At 36.6% G+C, this 21645-nt stretch carries 16 protein-coding genes and 2 tRNA genes; 9 read left to right on the top strand and 9 right to left on the bottom strand.

Annotated features, from left to right (window positions below):
• Positions 1-63 precede the first annotated feature (63 nt).
• From EKM01_RS02585 to mutS, 3 genes are all read right to left on the bottom strand, one after another.
• Positions 64-149 (bottom strand) — tRNA-Leu (locus EKM01_RS02585).
• Positions 150-163: 14 nt separating this feature from the next.
• Positions 164-236, bottom strand: a tRNA-Gly gene (locus EKM01_RS02580).
• 148 nt (positions 237-384) lie between these two features.
• Positions 385-3021: a DNA mismatch repair protein MutS gene (mutS, locus tag EKM01_RS02575; protein WP_199745210.1), complete on the bottom strand. Its 2637-nt coding sequence runs from the start codon at positions 3019-3021 to the stop codon at positions 385-387.
• Between the two features lie 158 nt (positions 3022-3179).
• On the opposite strand from mutS, the gene EKM01_RS02570 reads away from it, so the two are divergent.
• The 3 genes from EKM01_RS02570 to EKM01_RS02560 all read left to right on the top strand — a co-directional run bounded on the left by EKM01_RS02570 (position 3180) and on the right by EKM01_RS02560 (position 6336).
• Positions 3180-3623 (top strand): DUF1573 domain-containing protein, encoded by a 444-nt coding sequence (locus EKM01_RS02570; protein WP_126568061.1) that lies wholly within the window; start codon positions 3180-3182, stop codon positions 3621-3623.
• Positions 3624-3691: 68 nt separating this feature from the next.
• The gene (locus tag EKM01_RS02565) at positions 3692-4228 is read left to right on the top strand and encodes an RNA methyltransferase (protein WP_126451746.1); all 537 of its coding nucleotides are present in this window, start codon (positions 3692-3694) and stop codon (positions 4226-4228) included.
• Between the two features lie 20 nt (positions 4229-4248).
• The gene (locus EKM01_RS02560) at positions 4249-6336 is read left to right on the top strand and encodes a T9SS type B sorting domain-containing protein (protein ID WP_126766681.1); all 2088 of its coding nucleotides are present in this window, start codon (positions 4249-4251) and stop codon (positions 6334-6336) included.
• Between the two features lie 10 nt (positions 6337-6346).
• On the opposite strand, the gene folK is transcribed toward EKM01_RS02560, so the two are convergent.
• On the bottom strand, positions 6347-7483 hold the full coding sequence (gene folK / locus EKM01_RS02555) for a 2-amino-4-hydroxy-6-hydroxymethyldihydropteridine diphosphokinase (RefSeq protein ID WP_126766676.1): 1137 nt from the start codon (positions 7481-7483) through the stop codon (positions 6347-6349).
• A gap of 136 nt (positions 7484-7619) precedes the next feature.
• On the opposite strand from folK, the gene sppA reads away from it, so the two are divergent.
• Together sppA and EKM01_RS02545 are read left to right on the top strand one after the other, a co-directional pair.
• Positions 7620-9380, top strand: a complete 1761-nt coding sequence (sppA, locus tag EKM01_RS02550) for a signal peptide peptidase SppA (protein ID WP_126563381.1) — start codon at positions 7620-7622, stop codon at positions 9378-9380.
• A gap of 186 nt (positions 9381-9566) precedes the next feature.
• Positions 9567-12179: an AsmA-like C-terminal region-containing protein gene (locus EKM01_RS02545; RefSeq protein ID WP_126766671.1), complete on the top strand. Its 2613-nt coding sequence runs from the start codon at positions 9567-9569 to the stop codon at positions 12177-12179.
• Positions 12180-12413: 234 nt separating this feature from the next.
• Here the strand turns inward: EKM01_RS02545 and EKM01_RS02540 are convergent, their stop codons facing one another.
• Positions 12414-13208, bottom strand: coding sequence for a DUF2797 domain-containing protein (locus EKM01_RS02540; protein WP_126562754.1), 795 nt, complete (start codon positions 13206-13208; stop codon positions 12414-12416).
• A gap of 102 nt (positions 13209-13310) precedes the next feature.
• Between EKM01_RS02540 and EKM01_RS02535 the strand changes: the two genes are divergently transcribed.
• Positions 13311-14834, top strand: a complete 1524-nt coding sequence (locus EKM01_RS02535) for a GH3 auxin-responsive promoter family protein (RefSeq protein ID WP_126766662.1) — start codon at positions 13311-13313, stop codon at positions 14832-14834.
• Between the two features lie 10 nt (positions 14835-14844).
• Positions 14845-14994: a hypothetical protein gene (locus EKM01_RS14510; RefSeq protein ID WP_158616080.1), complete on the top strand. Its 150-nt coding sequence runs from the start codon at positions 14845-14847 to the stop codon at positions 14992-14994.
• A gap of 58 nt (positions 14995-15052) precedes the next feature.
• On the opposite strand, the gene serB is transcribed toward EKM01_RS14510, so the two are convergent.
• From serB to EKM01_RS02515, 4 genes are all read right to left on the bottom strand, one after another.
• Entirely contained in the window at positions 15053-16288 is a 1236-nt protein-coding gene (gene serB, locus EKM01_RS02530; protein ID WP_126766658.1) for a phosphoserine phosphatase SerB, read from the bottom strand.
• Between the two features lie 162 nt (positions 16289-16450).
• Positions 16451-17683 (bottom strand): ATP-dependent Clp protease ATP-binding subunit ClpX, encoded by a 1233-nt coding sequence (gene clpX, locus EKM01_RS02525; protein WP_126515929.1) that lies wholly within the window; start codon positions 17681-17683, stop codon positions 16451-16453.
• An 86-nt stretch (positions 17684-17769) separates the two neighbouring features.
• Positions 17770-18444 carry an ATP-dependent Clp endopeptidase proteolytic subunit ClpP gene (clpP, locus tag EKM01_RS02520; RefSeq protein ID WP_126458632.1) on the bottom strand — a complete coding sequence of 225 codons (675 nt, stop codon included), beginning with the start codon at positions 18442-18444 and terminating at the stop codon, positions 17770-17772.
• 408 nt (positions 18445-18852) lie between these two features.
• A complete protein-coding gene (locus tag EKM01_RS02515) occupies positions 18853-20178 on the bottom strand; it encodes a trigger factor (protein WP_126562747.1) in 1326 nt (441 codons plus the stop codon).
• A 381-nt stretch (positions 20179-20559) separates the two neighbouring features.
• Between EKM01_RS02515 and EKM01_RS02510 the strand changes: the two genes are divergently transcribed.
• Together EKM01_RS02510 and EKM01_RS02505 are read left to right on the top strand one after the other, a co-directional pair.
• Entirely contained in the window at positions 20560-21060 is a 501-nt protein-coding gene (locus EKM01_RS02510) for an antitoxin Xre/MbcA/ParS toxin-binding domain-containing protein (RefSeq protein WP_126451734.1), read from the top strand.
• Positions 21060-21536 carry an RES family NAD+ phosphorylase gene (locus tag EKM01_RS02505; RefSeq protein WP_126766655.1) on the top strand — a complete coding sequence of 159 codons (477 nt, stop codon included), beginning with the start codon at positions 21060-21062 and terminating at the stop codon, positions 21534-21536. The genes EKM01_RS02510 and EKM01_RS02505 overlap by 1 nt, the downstream gene beginning before the upstream one ends.
• The last annotated feature ends 109 nt before the right edge of the window (positions 21537-21645 follow it).

The raw sequence follows: 21645 nt of genomic DNA, 5'->3' as shown, positions 1-21645 counted from the left end.
ACAGATTTAGTTTTATTAAAAACCATAAAACAAAAAAAAACCGCTTCAGTTGAAGCGGTTTAGTACTCAGAGCGGGACTTGAACCCGCACGAACATTGCTGTTCACTGGATTTTAAGTCCAGCGTGTCTACCAATTTCACCATCCGAGCATTATGTGGTGTCGAGCGAAAAACGGGGCTCGAACCCGCGACCTCGACCTTGGCAAGGTCGCGCTCTACCAACTGAGCTATTTTCGCATTTTCAATTCTTAGAAAGAACCGCGATACTTGTTCTGTATTGCGGATGCAAATTTAAGACATTTATTGAATTACACAAGCCTTTTTTATGAAAAATTCACAGATTAAAGTTAACGTTCTGATAACCTAAACTTTAAAACAAATAAAATCATTTTCTAGTCAGCATTCTTTTAATTTCATTGAGTTTCATCAGCGCTTCCATAGGCGTAATGGTATTGATATCGAGATTTAGGATCTCTTCTTTAATTTCTTCCAATAAAGGATCATCCAGATTAAAGAAACTCATTTGCATTTGCTCCGCCTGTTCGCCTTTCAGGCTCGAGCCATCTTTTGCAGCTTTAATTCCGTTCAGTGCATCGCTGGAATGATTCTTTTCTAATTTTTTTAAAAGCTTCTGTGCTTTCAAAATAACGATTTGAGGCATTCCGGCCATTTTTGCCACATGTATTCCAAAACTATGGGCACTTCCTCCTTTTACCAATTTTCGAATAAAAAGCACGGTATCTTTCAATTCTTTGACAGCAACATTATAATTCTGAATTCTTGGCAGTGATTCACTCATTTCATTCAACTCGTGATAATGCGTTGCAAATAATGTTTTGGGTTTTGAAGGATGTTCGTGTAAGAACTCCGCAATTGCCCATGCGATTGAAATACCGTCATACGTACTCGTTCCTCTCCCAATTTCGTCCAAAAGGACTAAACTCCTATCCGAAATGTTATTCAAAATGGAAGCTGTTTCATTCATTTCGACCATAAAAGTAGATTCTCCCATCGAAATATTATCACTTGCTCCTACTCTAGTGAATATCTTATCGACAATTCCCATTCTCACGCTGTCTGCAGGGACAAAACTCCCCATTTGACACAAGAGTACAATCAAAGCGGTTTGACGTAAAATGGCTGACTTTCCAGACATATTTGGACCCGTAATCATAATCAGTTGCTGCGTTTCTCTATCCAAGAAAACATCATTAGCAATATAAGGCATGCCAAGTGGTAATTGTTTTTCGATAACAGGATGCCTTCCGTTTTTGATTTCCAGTTCGAATGTTTCGTCCAGTTCCGGACAAACATATTTATTTTCGATAGCCAATTGCGTAAAAGAACATAAACAATCCAGTTGCGCTACTAAATTAGCATTCATTTGAACGGGTTTTATATACGTGGCAATCCAACTCACCAATTGTTCAAATAATTCTACTTCTATCTTATGGATTTTCTCTTCGGCACCGAGTATTTTGGTTTCGTATTCTTTTAATTCTTCCGTAATGTAGCGTTCCGCATTAACTAAGGTCTGTTTTCTAATCCATTCCGCAGGAACTTTATCCTTATGCAGGTTTCGTACTTCAATATAATAACCAAAAACGTTGTTAAAAGATATTTTCAACGAGGAAATTCCTGTCAACTGTGATTCGCGTTTTTCGATTCCGTCCAAAAATTCCTTTCCGGAAGTTGATATTGCCCGCAAATCATCTAACTCTGCATTGACCCCTTTGGCAATCGCATTCCCTTTGGCAATAGCCACAGGAGCATCTTGATTGAGAATCGTTTTTATCTTTTCACGCAACAATTCACAGTTGTGCAAACTATCACCAATTACTTTTACAGCTTCCTGCGGGCTTTCCAGTGCCAAGGTTTTTATTGGAATAATCGCATCTAATGATTCTTTTAGATACACAACCTCGCGAGGCGAGACTTTTCCGGCGGCAATTTTCGAAATCAAACGTTCCAAATCAGAAATTTGCTTGATTTGATTTTGGATGTTTTTCAGGACGTCCTGATTGTCTTTTAGATACGAAACTACTTCATGTCTACTTTTTATTTTAGCACTGTCTTTCAGTGGCAATGCCAACCAACGTTTCAACAAACGTCCCCCCATTGGTGAAAGCGTTTTATCAATAACATCTAGCAATGTCACCGCATTGGGATTGTAACTATGGTATAATTCCAGATTGCGAATCGTAAAACGATCCATCCAGACATAAGCATCTTCGGCAATGCGTTGAATCGAGGTGATATGCTGCACCCGATTGTGCTGCGTCTCGGATAAATAATATAAAATCGCTCCTGAAGCAATAATTCCTTCTTTCAGGTCTTCGATTCCAAATCCTTTCAAAGACACCGTTTGAAAATGCTTGGTTAAGGTCTCGAATGCATAGTCTTCTTTGTAAATCCAATCCTCCAGATAAAAACTATGATAGTCGTCTCCGAAAATCTCTCGAAAATCATTTTTATTATTTTTTGGAATCAGAACCTCGCTGGGATTAAAATTCTGTAAGAGTTTGTCAATATATTCCGCATTGCCTTGTGCCGTCAAAAATTCACCGGTAGACACATCCAGAAATGAAATCCCTATGGATTTATTGGCAAAAAAAACAGCTGCTAAAAAATTATTCGTTTTAGACTGTAAAACCTCATCATTCATGGAAACACCGGGAGTTACAAGTTCAGTCACGCCGCGTTTCACGATGGTTTTAGTCAGTTTTGGATCTTCGAGCTGATCACATATCGCTACACGAAGCCCTGCTTTTACTAATTTTGGCAAATAGGTATTCAAGGAATGGTGCGGAAAACCGGCAAGAGCCGTCTCGGTTTCAGAGCCCGCTCCACGCTTGGTCAATACAATTCCTAATATTTTAGAGGCACGAACAGCATCCTCCCCAAATGTCTCATAAAAATCCCCAACACGAAACAACAAGCACGCATCCGGATACTTCCTTTTGATCTCGTTGTACTGTTTCATTAACGGAGTTTCTTTAACTTCTTTATCTTTAGATGCCAATTGTATTTGTGTTTAAAAATGAAAAAATATCAGCGAATTTATAGATTTTAAAGCAAATAAATAACCTCCTTAAAAAATTAACCTTTTTTTTAAGAAATATTTAAGGCCTAATTTATTTATTTTTTTTAGATTTGTGACTCTATTAAATTGAAACACACATGAAAAAAATAATTGCCTTCGCATTACTAGTGGTTTTAGGAATAACGACTTCTAATGCACAAGAAACATCAAAAAAGATAAAAGCGACTAGCGCCACACTTGCCAAAGTAAATGGAGCAGGAATGGTTTTTGTAACTGAAACCATTGATTATGGTACTATAGCACACAACGCTGAGGGCCGCCGTGAATTTGTATTCACTAACAACGGCAACAAACCCTTAATCATAACTAATGCTCAAGGTTCTTGTGGTTGCACCGTGCCAACGTATCCAAAAGAGCCAATCGCCCCGGGTGCAAAAGGAGTTATTGGAGTAAAATATGATACTTCAAGAGCAGGTCAGGCATTTACAAAAACCGTTACGTTGACAACAAATGCTACTGTTCCTAATAAAACATTGACGATAAAAGGAAACGTTTTAGCAGCACAACCTGCAAAAAGCTAAAATTTTAACGAATACATAAAAAAGCTTCCATTCATTTCGGAAGCTTTTTTTTTGAATACTTTACACACATGAGAAAACTCGAAAATAGTGAACTGGATCGAAAATCCGTTGAGGGTTTTAAACAATCTGAAAAAACACCCCTTATTTTGGTATTAGATGACATTCGAAGCCTGCATAATATTGGCTCTGTTTTTAGAACTGCCGATGCCTTTTTAGTCGAGAAAATATTTTTATGTGGCATCACCGCCACACCACCACATAAGGAAATCCATAAAACAGCCCTTGGTGCTACTGAAACAGTAACTTGGCAACATCAGGATAATGTTCTTGAAGTTATCGAAAAATTAAAAACAGAAGGCGTTATCACGCTAGCTATAGAACAGGTACAAAGTGCCGTTTTTCTTCAAAATTTTAAAGTTAAAAAAGGAGTGAAATATGCTTTGGTTTTTGGGAACGAAGTCTACGGAGTTTCACAGGAAGCGGTTGCATTATGCGATGGCTCCATCGAAATCCCACAACTAGGCACCAAACATTCTTTGAATATTTCCGTAAGTGCCGGCATTGTGGTTTGGGATTTATTTCAAAAAATGAATTGGCCAAAATAGAAAATTAGTACTTTTATAGAATGAAAACAACTGTTTTTTTTAAAATAATTCTAGCACTTTCACTTTTCATAACAAAAACAGCTTATGCAATTGATCCCCCTGTAATTAAAGCAACAGGAAATCAAATTTATTGTCCAGGGAATCCCTTAAAAATAGTAACTGATGTAACTATAACTGGGTCTGATGCCAGTGATATTGGAACTGAGGCGGTTTATATCCAAATTTCTACGGGATATGTAAATGGACAGGATGTAATCCAATTGTCCAATCCCGCGCTACACCCGAATATCCGCTCAGAGTGGAGTCCTACCGAAGGAAAACTTAAATTATCGAGTCCTATTGCTGAAACAAAAGTACTGTACGCAGACTTCGTAAATGCTATCAAAGATGTAGTTTTTAGCAATTCCTCAACAACTCCATCAGGCAGAAGGGATTTTTCTATTACCCTTGGAGCAGCCAATTATTTACCTAGAAATGGCCATTATTACCAATATTTCCCTAACATAGGTATTAGCTGGACAGCCGCAAAAGCAGCAGCTGAAGCCAGTACCTATTTTGGACTTCAAGGCTATTTAGCGACAATCACCGCAGCTGACGAAGCGCAACTAGCAGGAGAACAAGCTAAAGGAGCAGGATGGATTGGCGGTAGTGACGCCGAAACAGAAGGGGTATGGAAATGGGTTACCGGACCGGCTGTTGACAGAGTAACCTTTTGGAATGGAGGAGTTAATGGTACAAGTCCTAATTTTGCGGCTTGGAATAATAACGAACCAAACAATAGCAACGGCATTGAACACTATGCACATATAACTGCGCCTGGTATTGGAATATCAGGTTCCTGGAATGATTTGCAATTGAATGGTGATGCAAGCGGGGATTACCAACCTAAGGGATATATTGTAGAATACGGCGGAATGCCTGACGACCCAATTCTTCAAATTTCAGCCAGTACCACAATAACCACCTCTCAAATCTCAGGCACCACTCCTGCCTGGAGATGTGGTTCAGGAACCGTTACATTACAAGCAATCGCAACTGCAGGAACCGTTAATTGGTACGATACGGCAAGTAATGGGAACTTATTACACACGGGTAATGCATACACAACTCCTTTTTTAGACACAACAACAACCTATTACGTTGCTGCTGAATGCCCCACAAACAGAACGGCAGTTACTGCTACCATAAACACAATTCCTACTATAACATCGACCAATACCCCCGTGACAAGATGCGGTGCAGGCCCAACCACATTAAAAGCTACTACAAACACACCCGATAGTACCGTAAATTGGTATTTAGCCCAAACCGGAGGAAGCCTTGTGTCTACCGGAATGCAGTTTACAACTACCGTTTCAGAAAACACAACCTATTACGCAGAAGCCATAAATAACGGATGTTCGAACGGTAGACGGATTGCTGTTGAAATCATGATTTACGATCCTCCAATAGTTATGGACGAAGAATTAATACTTTGTGAATCCGGCAGTTTAACCCTTGATGCAGAAATTCCTGACCTCAAGTATTTATGGTCAACCGGCGAAACTACGAAGACAATTGTGGTCACTACTCCAGGCGTCTATAGTGTAGACATAACAAATAATGCCAACTGTAGCAGTACCAAAAAAATTACTGTTATAGCGCATGATGCTCCAGACATCGATAGAATTGACGTCAATGAAACCACGGTTGTAATTTATTTGAAAAATCCAAAAGATTATTTTGAATATTCCGTTGATGGAATTGATTATCAAAGTTCAAATGTGTTTTTTAATGTAGCGAGCGGTTTGCAAACTGCTTATGTTAGAGAAGTAAATTCATGCGGAATTGACCGTAAAGCTTTTATAGTATTAATTACTCCAAAATTTTTCACACCAAACAATGATTCCCACAATGATGTATGGGAAATAAAAGGATTGGTCAATTATCCTGAAGCAGAAGTAACCATCTTTGATCGGTACGGAAAGTTGATCACCAAATTAAATTCAACGAAACCCTCTTGGGATGGCACCTTTAACGGAATCCCTTTACCTGCAGATGATTATTGGTTCACCTTAAAACTGGAAGATGGCAGAGAAAAAAAAGGTCACTTTTCGCTAAAAAGATAATTTTCAAATTTTAAACCTTAATTTTCTTTTGGATTTCTTCTAAAATATACAAATAATCTGCTTGATTTTTTACGAAATCCCGATCAGAAACATCAATAATCAGCACATTCAAATCGGTTTGAGATTTAATATAATCCAGATAACCGCTATTGATTTTATCCAAATATTCAGCTGGAATTTTTTGTTCATAGCTTCTGCCACGCTTTTTTATATTTTGCAAAAGCCTTTCTGAATTTTGATACAAATAAATATACAAGTCCGGTTTTGGCATTTCTCTGTAAATGATATCAAAAAGATTGCGATACAAGCGATATTCATCCTCGGCCAATGTTATTTTGGCAAAAATCAACGATTTAAAGATATGATAATCGGCAACCAGAAAGTCTTTAAACAAATCAAATTGTGCTAAATCATCTGATAATTGCTGGTATCTATCTGCAAGAAATGACATTTCAAGTGGAAACGCATACCGGTTTTGATCTTTGTAAAATTTAGGTAAGAAAGGATTATCTGCAAAACGTTCCAATACTGTTTTTGCATTAAAATCCTCAGAAATTTTAGTAGCCAAAGTTGTTTTTCCTGCTCCGATATTCCCTTCAAAAGCAACATAATTAAATTGCTCCAACGGAACATCCTGCAAAGGATTCACTAAATTCTGAACGACTGTACAAACACTTTCATCTGGAGACAAAGCCAATAATTCCGAAATATTTTTTTGAAGAATGGGATGCTTCCAATCTAAATTTAAGTCCTGCACGGGTAACAACACAAAATTCCTGTTCTGCATTAAGGGATGTGGAATTTGGAGTTTTTCAGTAGTAATAACTTCCGAGTCGAAAGCAATCATATCTACATCAATTGTTCGTGATTGATACCCCTGCGCCTTTGTTCGCAAACGTCCCAATCGTTTTTCCACTTTTAAAATCTGTGTTAGCACTTTATGAGCCGAATTAAAAGTATGCAAAACCAATGCACAATTATAAAAAGCATCACTTTCAAAACCCCAAGCAGGAGTTTCATATAATTTAGAAACTTTGATTACCGTCCCTATTTCCTTATGTATTACTTGTAAACAATGTTCGATATTTTCCAATCGATTCCCCTGATTACTTCCTATCGATAAAATGACCTGATGCTGTGATTTCATAATTAGATGCAAATTAACTAAAGAATTTTAGAATTAGCAATATATTTGTATGCGGTGTTGCTAATCAAACTTGGGATTTTCCCCCACGGCTTGTAACATTTCAATGTTTTGTACGACTTATAAAAAAAATATAATTATGAAATTTTTAGGAAATGTATTAGCGACTATTATAGGTATTTTTGTTTTCTTCATGTTATTCTTTTTTGGAATAATCCTTGTTGGAGCCATTTTTGGCGGTGAATCTGAAGGCGTTACGATAAAAGATAATACTGTTATTGAACTGAATTTAGAAGACATACAGAATGATTATGCCGGAAAATACAAAGATCCGTGGATGACTATTTTTTCAGAAAACAAAAAAGTAGGTTTATCTGATATTATCAATGCCGTTGAAGCGGCTGAAACGGATGATGATATCAAAGGAATTTCTATATTGAACAATGTTTCATCGCTAGGAATGGCTCAGAGTAAGGCCTTGAGAGATGCTTTGGAACACTTTAAAAAATCAGGAAAATTCGTCATGGCTTACGCCAACTCCTATTCGCAAAAAGAATATTACTTAAATTCTGTGGCCAGTCCCATTTATATAAATCCTGTGGGAGATCTGGATTTCAAAGGACTTTCTGCTGAACTTATGTTTTTTAAAGACTTTCAGGAAAAATCAGGTCTAAAAATGGAAGTAATCCGCCATGGAAAATACAAAAGTGCTGTGGAGCCGTTTTTAGAAAATAAAATGAGTGATGCCAATAGAGAACAAACGACAGCTTTACTGAATTCTGTTTGGAACTCCATCACCACTGACATTGCTAAAAGCAGAAACATCTCTGTGGCTAAATTAAATGAAATTGCCAACGGACTTCTTGCAAGAACTCCGGAAATGGCAAAAAACCAAAAATTAGTAGATATCATTGCTTATGAAGATGTGTACCATAATGCCATACGAAAAGTGCTTAATGTAACTACAGATAAGGAATACAACAAAGTATCTGTAATTGATTATGCACAGAAAATCGCTACCACTTCCCAAAGTTCTGACAGCACGGATGAAATTGCCATTATTTATGCCCAAGGAGAAATTATGGGTGGCGAAGGAGATGTCAATGTGATTGGTGAAGGTTCAATGCGTCGCTCGTTACAAGAAGCTCGAAAAAACAAAAATGTAAAGGCAATTGTCCTTCGCATTGACAGTCCGGGCGGAAGTGCTTTGACCTCAGATTTGATCTGGAGAGAGATTGAACTGACTAAAAAAGTAAAACCCGTAGTCGTTTCTATGGGTAATTATGCGGCTTCAGGCGGGTATTATATTGCGTGTAATGCCAACACTATATTTGCTGAAGCGAACACAATCACTGGTTCCATTGGTGTTTTTGGAATATTGCCAAACTTTACGCCATTAGCCACTAAAATAGGAATATATACGGAACAGGTTAAAACACATGAAAATTCCGCCAATTACAGTCCTTTTGTTCCCATTGATGAAAACTTCAAAGCAGTTACGCTGGAAGGTGTGGAACACATTTACAAAACTTTTGTAACCCATGTGGCTGAAGGACGCAAGATGACATTTGCACAAGTAGATGCTATTGCGCAAGGTAGAGTTTGGACAGGTTCAGAAGCCTTGAAAATTGGACTCGTAGATAAAATTGGAGGATTAGACGATGCTATTGCGAAAGCGGCTTCCTTGGGGAAAACAAAAAATTACAGCACTCAAAATTATCCGGAATACGAGAAAAACTTTGATGATCTTTTAGCAAATCTTCCTTTTGCAAAATCGAAAGCAGATTTTATAAAAGAAGAAATAGGGGAAGAAAATTATCGTATTATGCAGGAAATTAAAAAAATACAAATGCAAAAAGGCGTTCAAGCCTTAATGCCGTTTGAAATTAACATGCATTAAAGAAAAAGATAAAGCTGCTATTAAATCCGTTTTTGCATTTGCTTAAACGGATTTTTTCATACAATATAGTTAAAGTATTGTTTATAAAAACACCATAAAAGTTACACTGTCCTAAAAATACTATTTTTGTAAAGGAATACAAGGCACCATTTTTGCCAAAGATATAAATCTAAAGACATTCAAATCATGCTAAAGAAAGTTTTAAAAATCATCGGAATACTCGTTATCCTGCTCGTCTTGACTTTATTTGCAGCTCCTTTTCTGTTTAAAGACCAAATAAAAGCCAAAATTTCTCAAGTCATCAATGAAAAAGTAGATGCCAAAGTCACCTTTGCGGAAGCGGACTTAAGCTTATTCAAAAATTTTCCTAATGCAAATGTAACACTGGAAAAACTAGTCATCATAAACAAAGCTCCTTTTGAAGGCGATACATTGCTATCACTGGGCAAATTGAATTTAAAAATGTCTATTAAGGAACTTTTTAAAGCCAAAAATGAAGCGATAGTTATTGACGGAATCACTTCGAAAAACGGATTAATAAATATCATTTTCAATAAAGACGGACTAGGGAATTATGACATTGCATTGAAAGAGAAAAAAACGACAGCCGATGGAACAAGCAGTCCGTTATCCTTAAAAATCCAAGAGTATAAAATCGAAAATTTCAAGTTTCGTTATTTTGACGAAAGTTCAAAAATAAAAATGATTGTCGACAGTTTGAACCACGAAGGAACTGGAGATTTTGCAGCCCAAAAATTAGATTTGGTAACCAAATCTACTGCAAAAATATCGCTGGATATGGAACAAGTCAATTACATGAAAAATGTTGCTTTGACTCTGGACGCCGTTTTGGGAATCGATTTAGAAAAAAGTAAATACACCTTCAAAGAAAATAAAGCGTTAATCAACCAATTGCCGCTGGAATTTGATGGATTTATTCAAATGGTCGAAACCGGTCAGCAGTATGATTTGAAATTTAAAACACCTACTTCCTCCTTCAAAAATTTCTTGGGAATAATTCCTGCAGCCTATGCCTCACGCTTAGACAACGTAAAAACAACCGGTGATTTTACGGTGGCAGGTTTTGCAAAAGGTTTGTATTCTGACACAACAGTGCCAAAATTTAATATAGAAATCGCTTCCCATAATGCTTCCTTTAAATACCCTGACTTACCAAAAACGGTTCAAAACATCATTATTGACACAAAAATCACCAATGAAACCGGAATTTTAAATGACACGTATGTCAATATTGACCAACTTTCTTTCAAGATAGATCAAGATGTTTTTAATGCCAAAGCCAACATCAAAAACATTACTCAAAACGCACTAGTTGATGCCATGTTAAAAGGAACTATCAATTTGTCCAATCTTTCTAAAGCGTATCCTATAAAACTCGATAAGCCATTATCCGGGATTTTAAAGGCTGATGTGACTACAAAATTTGATATGCAATCAGTAGAGAAAAGTCAATATGAAAACATTAAAAATGCGGGAACCATGAGTGTATCGGGTTTTAATTATGCGGATGAAAACGGCAAAACCATGAACATCAGCAATGCCTTGATCCAATTTAATCCTAGTCAAGTCAATTTGAAAGAACTGAATGCGACTACCGGAAAAAGCGACATTAGTGTAACGGGAGTATTAGAAAACTTTTACGGATTTATATTTAGAAATCAAGAATTGAAAGGAAACTTTTATATGAATTCTAAACAATTGGCCATTGACGATTTTATGACAACTGGTGAAACGACTAAAACGGCAACTAAAAAAGCAGATGCCATGAAGATTCCTGCTTTCTTAAATTGTACGCTTACCGCAAAAGCGACTACGGTGCTATATGATAATCTGACTCTGAAAGATGTTTCGGGAAAACTGATTGTGAAAGATGAAAAAGTGACTTTAGAAAATATAAAAACATCTATTTTTGGGGGAACTATTGCGGTGAATGGAGCTGTTTCCACAAAAGGAAAAACACCGGTTTTTAATATGGATTTAAAATTAAATCAAGTCGATATTGCGCAATCCTTCAACCAACTGGATCTGTTGAAAAAAATTGCTCCAATTTCCGGAATCATCAACGGGAAATTAAATTCAAGCATCAAATTGAACGGGAATCTTGATGCAACAGCACTGACTCCTGACTTGAAAACCCTTACTGGAGATTTACTAGGACAACTGCTTTCCACGACTGTAAACTCAACTAATTCGACTTTGCTGACCGCTTTAGGTGCTAACTTGAAATTCATTGACGTCAGTAAAATCAATTTAAATGATTTGAAAGCGGCAGTTACGTTCAAAGATGGAAAAGTAAATGTAAAACCTTTTGATATCAAGTACAAAGACATCAAGGCAACCATTGGAGGAACGCACGGTTTTGACCAAAGCATGAATTATAATTTAAAATTTGATGTTCCCGCTAAATATTTAGGTTCAGAGGCCAATGCTTTAATAGCAAAATTATCTGCTGCAGATGCGGCAAAATTAGAAAGCTTTCCGATAAATGCTGTATTGGTGGGTAATTTTACAAATCCAAAAATCACAACGGACATCAACAGTGCGGTAGCTAAATTGACCACTCAACTCGTAAACCAACAAAAAGACAGACTGGTAAAACAAGGAACGTCCGCTTTGACGGATTACATCAATAAAAACAAAAAGCCAGGAGACACGACAAAAACAGCCACTCCTAAAATTCCGGTAACTAAGGAAGAAGTAAAATCTAAGGCTGCGGCATTATTAAACGGATTTTTTAATAAGAAAAGTAAAGCAGTAGATACGACAAAAGTAAACTAAAGTAACTTTACAAAATATAATAAAGAGGATTTTAGGTGATGAAATTCCTCTTTTCTTGGCTAGCAATATTGGGTTTGTGATTTGTCTGCATGATATTTTCGTGTAGCTGTACGTGCGTAAAGGATGGTAGCGGCATCCTTTTATGAAGCGCAGCGGAGTAAAAGATACAGCGGACAGCCTGACCTTTTTTTAAAATTTTTATTTTAAAAAAGGATACGCCCAAAATTATATTACTTAAACCGCAATTGTAACCATATACCCTTCGGAACCACGGACATTAAAAACGGTTCCGTCTTCAAAAAGTAAATATTGCCCTTTTATTCCGGTAAGCTTCCCCTGAAACTGTGGTGTTTTATCTAAGCTCAAACTGTTTACCTTATTTGGATACTGCAAAACGGGGAAGTGCATCTCATACAAATCGTTTTTTTGCGAATAAAAATATTCCTGAACTTCGGTTGGAATAAGATTCTCAACCTTCAATCGTTCTGCGATTAAGTCAATTTGCTCCACATTGTTAGTCAGCATTTTTCTCCAATTGGTTTTATCGGCATAATGTTTTTTCAATGCTACCTCGGTAATTCCTGCTAAGTATCTATTAGGGACTTCTACAATAGAAATGGCTTGGGTTGCGCCCTGATCAATCCATCGGGTTGGCACTTGCGACTTGCGGGTAACACCTACTTTGACTTCGCTGGACAAAGCCAGATACACAATATGCGGTTGCAATTGTACTTTTTCTTCATACGCTAAATCCCGATCCTGAATTCCAAGATGGGCGGTGCTCAACTCCGGTTTCATAATCCAATCGCCAACAGCTGCACTGGAATAGAAACAATCATAACAAAATCCCTGACGGAATATTTTTTTCTTCTTGCCACAATTCAAACATTGATATCCCACAAAATTGATTTCCAGTTCTTTATTCAGCAACTGATTCACGTTTAAAAAACTATTCTCAAAAACCAAGTAATATTGAATTGGATTTCCAAATTCAGTTTGCATTTTTGTAAGTACACCTTCGTATGTCATTGTGATTAAAGTTTCCCGTTTAACACATCTAGTTAAACAAATTTTGTTATTTTTGGTAAAGTTATAACTCATAACTCATAATTCATAATTCATAATTTAAAAATGCCACTAACCATAATCAATTCGTTTGCCTCTTGGGTTCTCAAACAAAGAATCCATCAGATCGAACTTTTCCTGAAATATCCAAACGAGGTTCAGGAAGAATTGCTCATGAATTTAATTCAGTCATCTAAAAATACTGTTTTAGGCAAACAATATGATTATGCTTCGATTCATTCCTATGCCACTTTTGCCGATAGAATTCCGATCTCTACTTACGAAGAATTACAACCATTGATTGAAAGAACCCGTAAATGTGAGCAGAATGTTTTTTGGGAAACACCGATAAAATGGTTTGCCAAATCCAGTGGAACCACAAATGCCAAAAGCAAATTCATACCCGTAAGCAACGAAGCCCTGGAAGGATGTCATTATAAAGGCACTAAGGATTTGTTGTGCTTGTATTTGAATAATAATGAAGATTCAGAACTGTTTCTTGGAAAAAGCCTGCGTCTTGGCGGAAGCTCTCAAATCTATGAAGACAACAATACGTTCTTTGGAGATTTATCTGCGATATTAATCGAAAACATGCCTATTTGGGCTGAATATAGCAGTACCCCGAGCAACAAAATTTCCTTGATGAGCGAATGGGAAACCAAAATTGCTGCGATTATAAACGAAACAAAAAACGAAAATGTAACCAGTTTTGCCGGAGTTCCTTCCTGGATGCTGGTTTTAATGAATAAAATGCTCGAAGAAACCGGAAAGGGAAATCTATTTGAAATTTGGCCAAATTTGGAAGTTTACTTTCACGGCGGCGTAAATTTTGAACCATACCGGGAACAGTACCAAAAAATATTCCCAAAAAAAGAGTTTAAATATTACGAAATATACAATGCTTCCGAAGGTTTTTTTGCCATTCAGGATTTAAATAATTCCAGTGATTTATTATTGATGTTGGATTACGGAATTTTCTATGAATTCATCCCAATGGATACTTTTGGGACTCCGGATCAAAAAGTTATTCGATTAGCAGATGTGGAATTGTTCAAAAATTATGCTTTGGTCATTACCACCAATTCTGGTTTGTGGCGCTATTTGATTGGTGATACTGTTCGTTTCACCTCATTGAATCCATACCGAATTCGGGTAACGGGAAGAACCAAGCATCACATTAATGTTTTTGGTGAAGAATTGATGGTTGAAAATACCGATCAGGCTATTGCCAAAGCATGCAAACTAACCCAGACGGAAGTAGTTGATTACACCGTTGCGCCTATATTTATGGAAGGCAAAGAAAAAGGTGCTCACGAATGGATGATTGAATTTAAAAACCCTCCAGCTGATGTATCACAATTCCAGAAAGCATTAGACGAAGCGATACAATCCTTAAACTCCGATTATGAAGCGAAGCGTTACAACAACATGACATTAAATCCGTTAGTAATCAATGTAGCGCGAAAAAATTTGTTTTATGATTGGTTAAAATGCAAGGACAAATTGGGTGGACAACACAAAATTCCAAGACTATCTAACCAAAGAGATTATTTGGAACAACTGAAAAGTATGCAGTTTCAAAGCGTATAAAAATGATGAGATGAAAAAAATTCTTTATATCCTGTTGACAGGAATTTTCTTGAGTTCCTGCGGACCACATAGAATGCGTTGTGGCGCCAGAGGAATTTGTAAATCTCCCGAAAAACAAACACTGGAAAAACCTGAAAAAGCGTTTACCGTTAAAGCATAAAAAAGGCTGTCCAAAAATCACTTTTTGGATAGCCTTTTTTTATAATTACTGCAGTATTTTACTCCTCCATCATATCAATATGCCTGTCGTGGTAACCTAATAGGTATAAAACACCGTCGAGACCCAAGCTGGAAATAGAACTTTCTGCTTTTTCTTTTACCGTTGGTTTGGCATGAAAAGCAATTCCTAAACCTGCCAAATTCAACATCGGCAAGTCATTGGCACCATCACCAACTGCAATAGTTTGGTTGATATGAATGCCTTCCTTATCAGCAATCGCCTGAAGGTATTCCGCTTTCTTTTTACCATCCACAATTTCACCTAAATAGTTACCTGTCAATTTTCCGTCTTTAATTTCCAATTCATTCGCATGAACATAATCAATACCTAATTCTTTTTGCAGGTACTTCCCAAAAAACGTAAAACCTCCGGACAATATAGCGGTTTTATAACCGTAATATTTCAAGGCCTTCATCAAGCGATGTGCTCCTTTAGTAATAGGCAGATTTTCAGCAACTGTTTGCAGTACCTCTTCACTCAAGCCTTCAAGCAAGGCCATGCGTTGCTTGAAGCTTTCGCTAAAATCGATTTCACCATTCATGGCTGCTTCTGTGATGGCTCTAACTTGCTCTCCCACACCCGCTAACTCTGCCAGTTCATCAATTACTTCGGTTTGAATTAGCGTCGAATCCATATCAAAACACACCAAACGGCGGTTTCTTCGGTACATATTATCTTCTTGAAAAGAAATATCCACATCTAACGTTCTGGAAATTTCCATAAAACTGGCGGTCATAAACGTTTTGTCGACAATCGTTCCTGTAACCGACAATTGTATGCACGAACGAGGGAATTCTTCTTTCTCAAGAATAGATACCCTGCCGGTTAATCTTTTAATTGCATCAATATTCAAATTTTGGTTGGATAGTATTTTGGTTACTGCCGCCAATTGTACAGCCGTTAAGGTTTCTCCTAAAACATTGATGGTGTAGCGTTGTTTGCGCTGCGCTTTGACCCAAATTTCGTAATCTGCAATAGATATAGGAATAAACTTGACTTTGACACCCAATTCGTATGCTTTAAATAACAAGTCTTTTAAAACTGGACCAGAAGAAGAACCCGCTTTTATTTCAAATAAAATACCTAAAGAAAGCGTATCATGAATATCCGCTTGTCCAATATCTAAAATAATAGCATCATAAGTAGCCAAGATGGATGTTAAACCAGCAGTGACTCCCGGTTTATCTTGTCCAGAAACTTTTAATAAAATTACCTCTATCTCGTCTTTTTGCATCTTATATATAATTGATTTAGAATGTACAAAAATCGACAATCTGACGTTGATAAAAAATAATAATGTTCCTTTTTTTGAACAATAACAAATAGTGTAATTTCCCCATAAAAAAACCTGTTCAAATGAATGAACAGGTTTATATTTTTAAGAAAAATGCATTTTTTACGATGCAATCTCCAAACGCTTCAATAAATTTTTATTCAACGTTTCTTTAGCATAAGTTACGTCAATTTCTAATACTTTATCATCAGAACTAGGCAATTCATACATCGCATCGGTCAAGATAGCTTCACATAACGAACGCAATCCACGAGCGCCTAATTTATATTCTAATGCTTTATCAACAATAAAATCCAGTGCTTCATTGGTAATCGTGAATTCAACATCATCCATCAAAAACAACTTCTCGTATTGTTTGATTAACGCATTTTTAGGTTGTGTCAAAATTGCACGCAAGGTTTCTCTATCTAAAGGATCCATGTGCGTCAAAACTGGCAAACGACCAATAATCTCTGGAATCAAACCAAAATCTTTGATATCCTTTGGAATAATGTATTGCAACAAATTGTCTTTGTCAATATTGTCCACATTTTTTGAAGTAGAATAACCCACCGCTTGACGGTTCAATCGTTTCGAAATTATTCTTTCGATTCCATCAAAAGCACCACCGGCAATAAACAAAATGTTTTGTGTATTTACCTCCACAAATTTTTGGTCCGGGTGCTTGCGTCCTCCTTTTGGTGGTACATTCACAACCGTTCCTTCCAATAATTTCAATAATGCTTGTTGCACCCCTTCTCCGGAAACATCTCGCGTAATAGAAGGATTGTCACTTTTACGTGCAATTTTATCTATTTCGTCAATGAATACAATGCCGCGTTCTGCTTTGGCAACATCATAATCAGCAGCTTGTAAAAGACGTGTCAAAATACTTTCGACATCTTCCCCAACATAACCTGCTTCAGTAAGAACTGTCGCATCAACAATCGCTAAAGGCACATCCAACATTTTTGCAATGGTTTTAGCCACCAATGTTTTTCCTGTTCCAGTTTGTCCCACCATGATGATGTTACTTTTTTCAATCTCAACCTCATCGTCTAATTGCTGTTGCATCAAACGTTTGTAGTGATTGTAAACCGCAACCGACATCACCTTTTTAGTTTGATCTTGTCCAATCACATATTGATCCAAAAACGCTCTGATTTCTTTTGGTTTCTTTAAAATCAAATCTCCAACCAGCTTTGAACTTCCACTAGATTTTATTTCTTCAAGAACAATCCCGTGCGCTTGTTCAATACATTTATCACAGATATGTGCATTGATCCCAGCAATCAATAATTGGGTTTCTGGCTTCTTTCTTCCACAAAACGAACACTCTAATACTACTTTTGCCATTCTTTTAAGTCTAAAGTCAAAAGTCGTAAAGTCGAAAGTTCCTAGCATTGCTTTAGACTTTCGACCTTAGACTTTCGACTATATTTTTATCCTCTTACTAAAACTTCATCAATCATTCCGTATGCTTTTGCTTCTTCGGCGATCATCCAATAATCACGTTCGCTATCCGTATGAACCTTATCGAAAGTTTGTCCGGAGTGGTGAGAGATAATTTTATACAACTCATCTTTAAGTTTCAACATTTCACGTAAGTTGATTTCCATATCCGTTGCTACTCCTTGCGCTCCACCTGATGGTTGGTGAATCATTACTCTTGAATGTGGCAATGCCGAACGTTTTCCTGCTGCACCGGCGCATAAAAGCACTGCTCCCATGGAAGCTGCCATTCCGGTACATATGGTTGCTACATCTGGTTTAATGTATTGCATCGTGTCATAAATTCCTAATCCTGCGTAAACGCTTCCTCCTGGAGAGTTCAAATAAATTTGAATATCTTTAGAAGCATCGGCACTTTCAAGGAATAACAATTGTGCTTGAACGATGTTTGCAATTTGGTCGTCTATTCCTGTTCCAAGGAATATAATTCTGTCCATCATCAATCTGGAGAAAACGTCTAATTGTGAAATATTCAACTGACGTTCTTCAATGATATAGGGAGTCATGTTTTTAGGAGTCATTGCGCCTACAATTTTATCGTAATACATAGAGTTTACGCCGTGGTCCTTTGTAGCAAATTTTTTAAATTCTTTACCGTAGTTCATATTTTTTTGTTCTAAGTTTTACGTTATATCTTGTCTATTTCTTTTAATGCAAAGGTCATACCTATTTACAAATGATGTCAATATGTCTTATTTGTAGCCCAGATGGGAGTAAAAAGCTTTTTGAATTCCGTTTTTAAGTTTTTTTATTCTTGCAAAGCGACTGAAAGAAGCTCTTGCAGGAATTTAAAAAACTAAAACGGAAGAAAAAACTTGTAACGTACAGCTGGATTGGCTCCCGCAACTAATTGAAACAAAAGAGCGTCAAAAAATATTTTTTCTGACGCTCAAATATAACTATTTTTTATTGTTTTATATTTGTAATAGAATCTTAAAATTTGAAACAACTAACGAAATTGTTTCCGTCTTTTCAACTTTTGACTTTATGACATTTGACTTTACGACTAAAATTTATTCTCCGTAAGACGCTGCAATAAATTCGTCATACGTTACTTCTTTAGTGGTAGGATTTGCTTTTTCTTTGAATAATTCCAATAATTTATCAGCAACAACTTGGTCCGAAAGTCTTTTCACTTCGTCTTGGTTTGACAAAACTCTTGCTACAATTCCTTGAACTTCTTCGTCAGTAGGATTTGTTTGTCCGAATTGTGCCATTTGCTGACGGATGTTTTTTGTAGTGAATGTTTTCAAGTCTTCAAAAGTGATTTTGATGTCAGATTGAGCCATAGCTCTACCTTCGATCAATTGAAAACGCAATCCTTTTTCAGAACGTGCATATTCAACTTCAGCCTCCTCAGGAGATAATTTTTTCTCCCCTACAGTTTGCAACCATTTTTTAAGGAATTCAGAAGGTAAATCAAATTTGGTGCTTTCGATCAAAAACTCCGTAACATCCCCTAATAATTTTTGATCCGCTTGTTGTGCAAATTGAGTTTCGGCATCTTCTTTGATTTTCGCTTTCAATTCTTCAAGTGAAGAAACAGTTCCAGCACCAAACAATTTGTCGAACAATTCTTGGTTCAATTCTGCTAATTCAGCCGTGTTGATCGCTTCGATTGTGAAGTTCACTTCAACCTCTAATCCGTGAACGTCATCATGACTTACTTTCATCACGTCCATCAATTGGTGGTCGTCTTCAAATAAACCTTTAGTATTTACAGTCACAACATCTCCTGCTTTTTTACCGATGAATAAATCAAAAGTCGCTTTGTCTTTAAAAAGATCAGCAGCAATAGTGGTTGCGTTATTAATTCCTTTTTCTTCGTTTGTAAAAGTTCCCGTTACATCTGAATCTGCAGCAACAACTTCTTGGGGAATTGCAGTTCCAAATTGTTTTTGGATTCTTTCCAACTGGCCTTCGATCATTTTATCATCCGCTGAAACCACATATTTAACGATGTCATTTTTAGCTTCAAGATCCAATTCGAAATTAGGAACCAATCCTATTTCATATTCAAAAACCAATTCTTCAGCACTCCAGTCAAAGTCTTCGTTTACTTTAGCAAGTGGCGTTCCAAGAAGGTTTAATCTTTCTGATTGTACGAAACGCTCCAAAGCTAAATCTACCACTTTCTGAACCTCTTCCTGTTTGATTGCTTTACCGTATTGTTTTTCAACAAGATCTTTAGGCACAGCTCCTTTTCTAAATCCTTTAACCGTTGCCAAAGGCATTTTTTCGTTTATTCTTTTTGCAACTTGTCCTTTGTAATCCATGTGAACAACAGTCATTACAATTGTTTCCGTCACAGCGTCTATTGCTACTCTTTTGATATCCATCTTCTTCTTTAATTTACATAATAAAATTGGACTGCAAAATTATAAAATTTTTGCAACCCAAACAAATATTTTACCATTTTGAATTTTAGGCAGTTATTTGACAAAATCACAGGTTGGAAAAGGAAACTAATTTGGGCGTGTCCCTGCAGATTGCTTCCTCGTTCCTCCTCGCAACTTTGGGTCAGGCTGTTCGTTCCCGCTTTTTATCGCCTGCCAAAAAAAGGCAGCCCATAAAAGAGCTCCACTGCCATCCTTCACGCGGATCGTGGTATGCGACATATAAAATTGCTTAGAAATTTTGACGAATTAGTGATAATTATGTTGGAATTTTTTCGTTTTAACAACAAAAATATTGTATGTTTACAGTAAATTAGTTGCGCCATGGGGAAAGCCACACGTAAAACAAAGCCTTTCGACACTAAAAGAAGTGTCCTAAAAGCATCTGGTAATGCTGTAAATATTAGAAAATCTTTATTGAGTTTTGATGGCAAGGAATATAAATGGAGCAATAAGCTCGAGCGTGTTAATGTCATCAGAGCTGGCATTCCATATGATTCAATTGAATTAATTAGCAAAAGACTTAATAATCCCATTAAGTCAGTTCTGGCAATAGTTGGGATTCCACAGACTACATATAATAAGAAAAAAAGCGAACATTTACTTTTGGACAGTAGAAATAGTGAATTAGTGATTCTAATTAACGAGTTAATTGACTATGGCTTGGAAGTTTTCAATAACGAGGAAGAAAAATTTCAACGCTGGTTAAAGAAACCTAACTTGTCTATTGGGGGAAGCTCACCCGAAAATATGCTTGACACAATAACAGGGATTAACGAGGTTAAGTTTAGTTTGAATCGCTTAGAATTCGGAAATTTAGCGTAATGATAGTATTTAGAATTGAACGTGAAAAATATTTGAGTACTACGTTAACTGGAATTGGCGCGCCGATTTCTGAAGGTTATCGGTGGAATAGTCTTAATACTCGAATTGTTTATACTGCTGAAACTAGAGCTCTGGCAACATTGGAAGTTTCTGTTCATTTAGATTTAAGCGAGGATTTACCCGATGATCGTTTTTATGTCGAAATTGAAGTACCTGATGGAATTACTATACAGGAAGTAAAGCTGGAAGATTTACCAAATGATTGGAATTCAAAACCACCATCTTTAATAACTCAGACCATCGGTGATGATTTCGTAAATTACAATGAAGCTGCCATTTTAAAAGTCCCTAGTAGTATCGTACCAAAAGAATTTAATTATTTAATAAACCCTGTTCATCCAGATTCATCAAAAATTAAGGTCTTTAGCACTTCAAAAATGATGTTTGATCAGCGATTAAAAAGTGTAAAAGAATAAATTACCGTTAACAGCTGGCAAAGCTCGGCAAAGCATTCATTAAAACAATAAATTTGTCGTACAAGCCATAAAATCCTAACAAAACCAGTTGTACAACTTACCAATAATT

Source organism: Flavobacterium sp. RSP46 (assembly GCF_003984825.1).
GTDB lineage: Bacteria > Bacteroidota > Bacteroidia > Flavobacteriales > Flavobacteriaceae > Flavobacterium.
The sequence above is the reverse complement of the archived record's forward strand: the minus strand, read 5'-3'. Positions and strand labels throughout refer to the sequence as shown.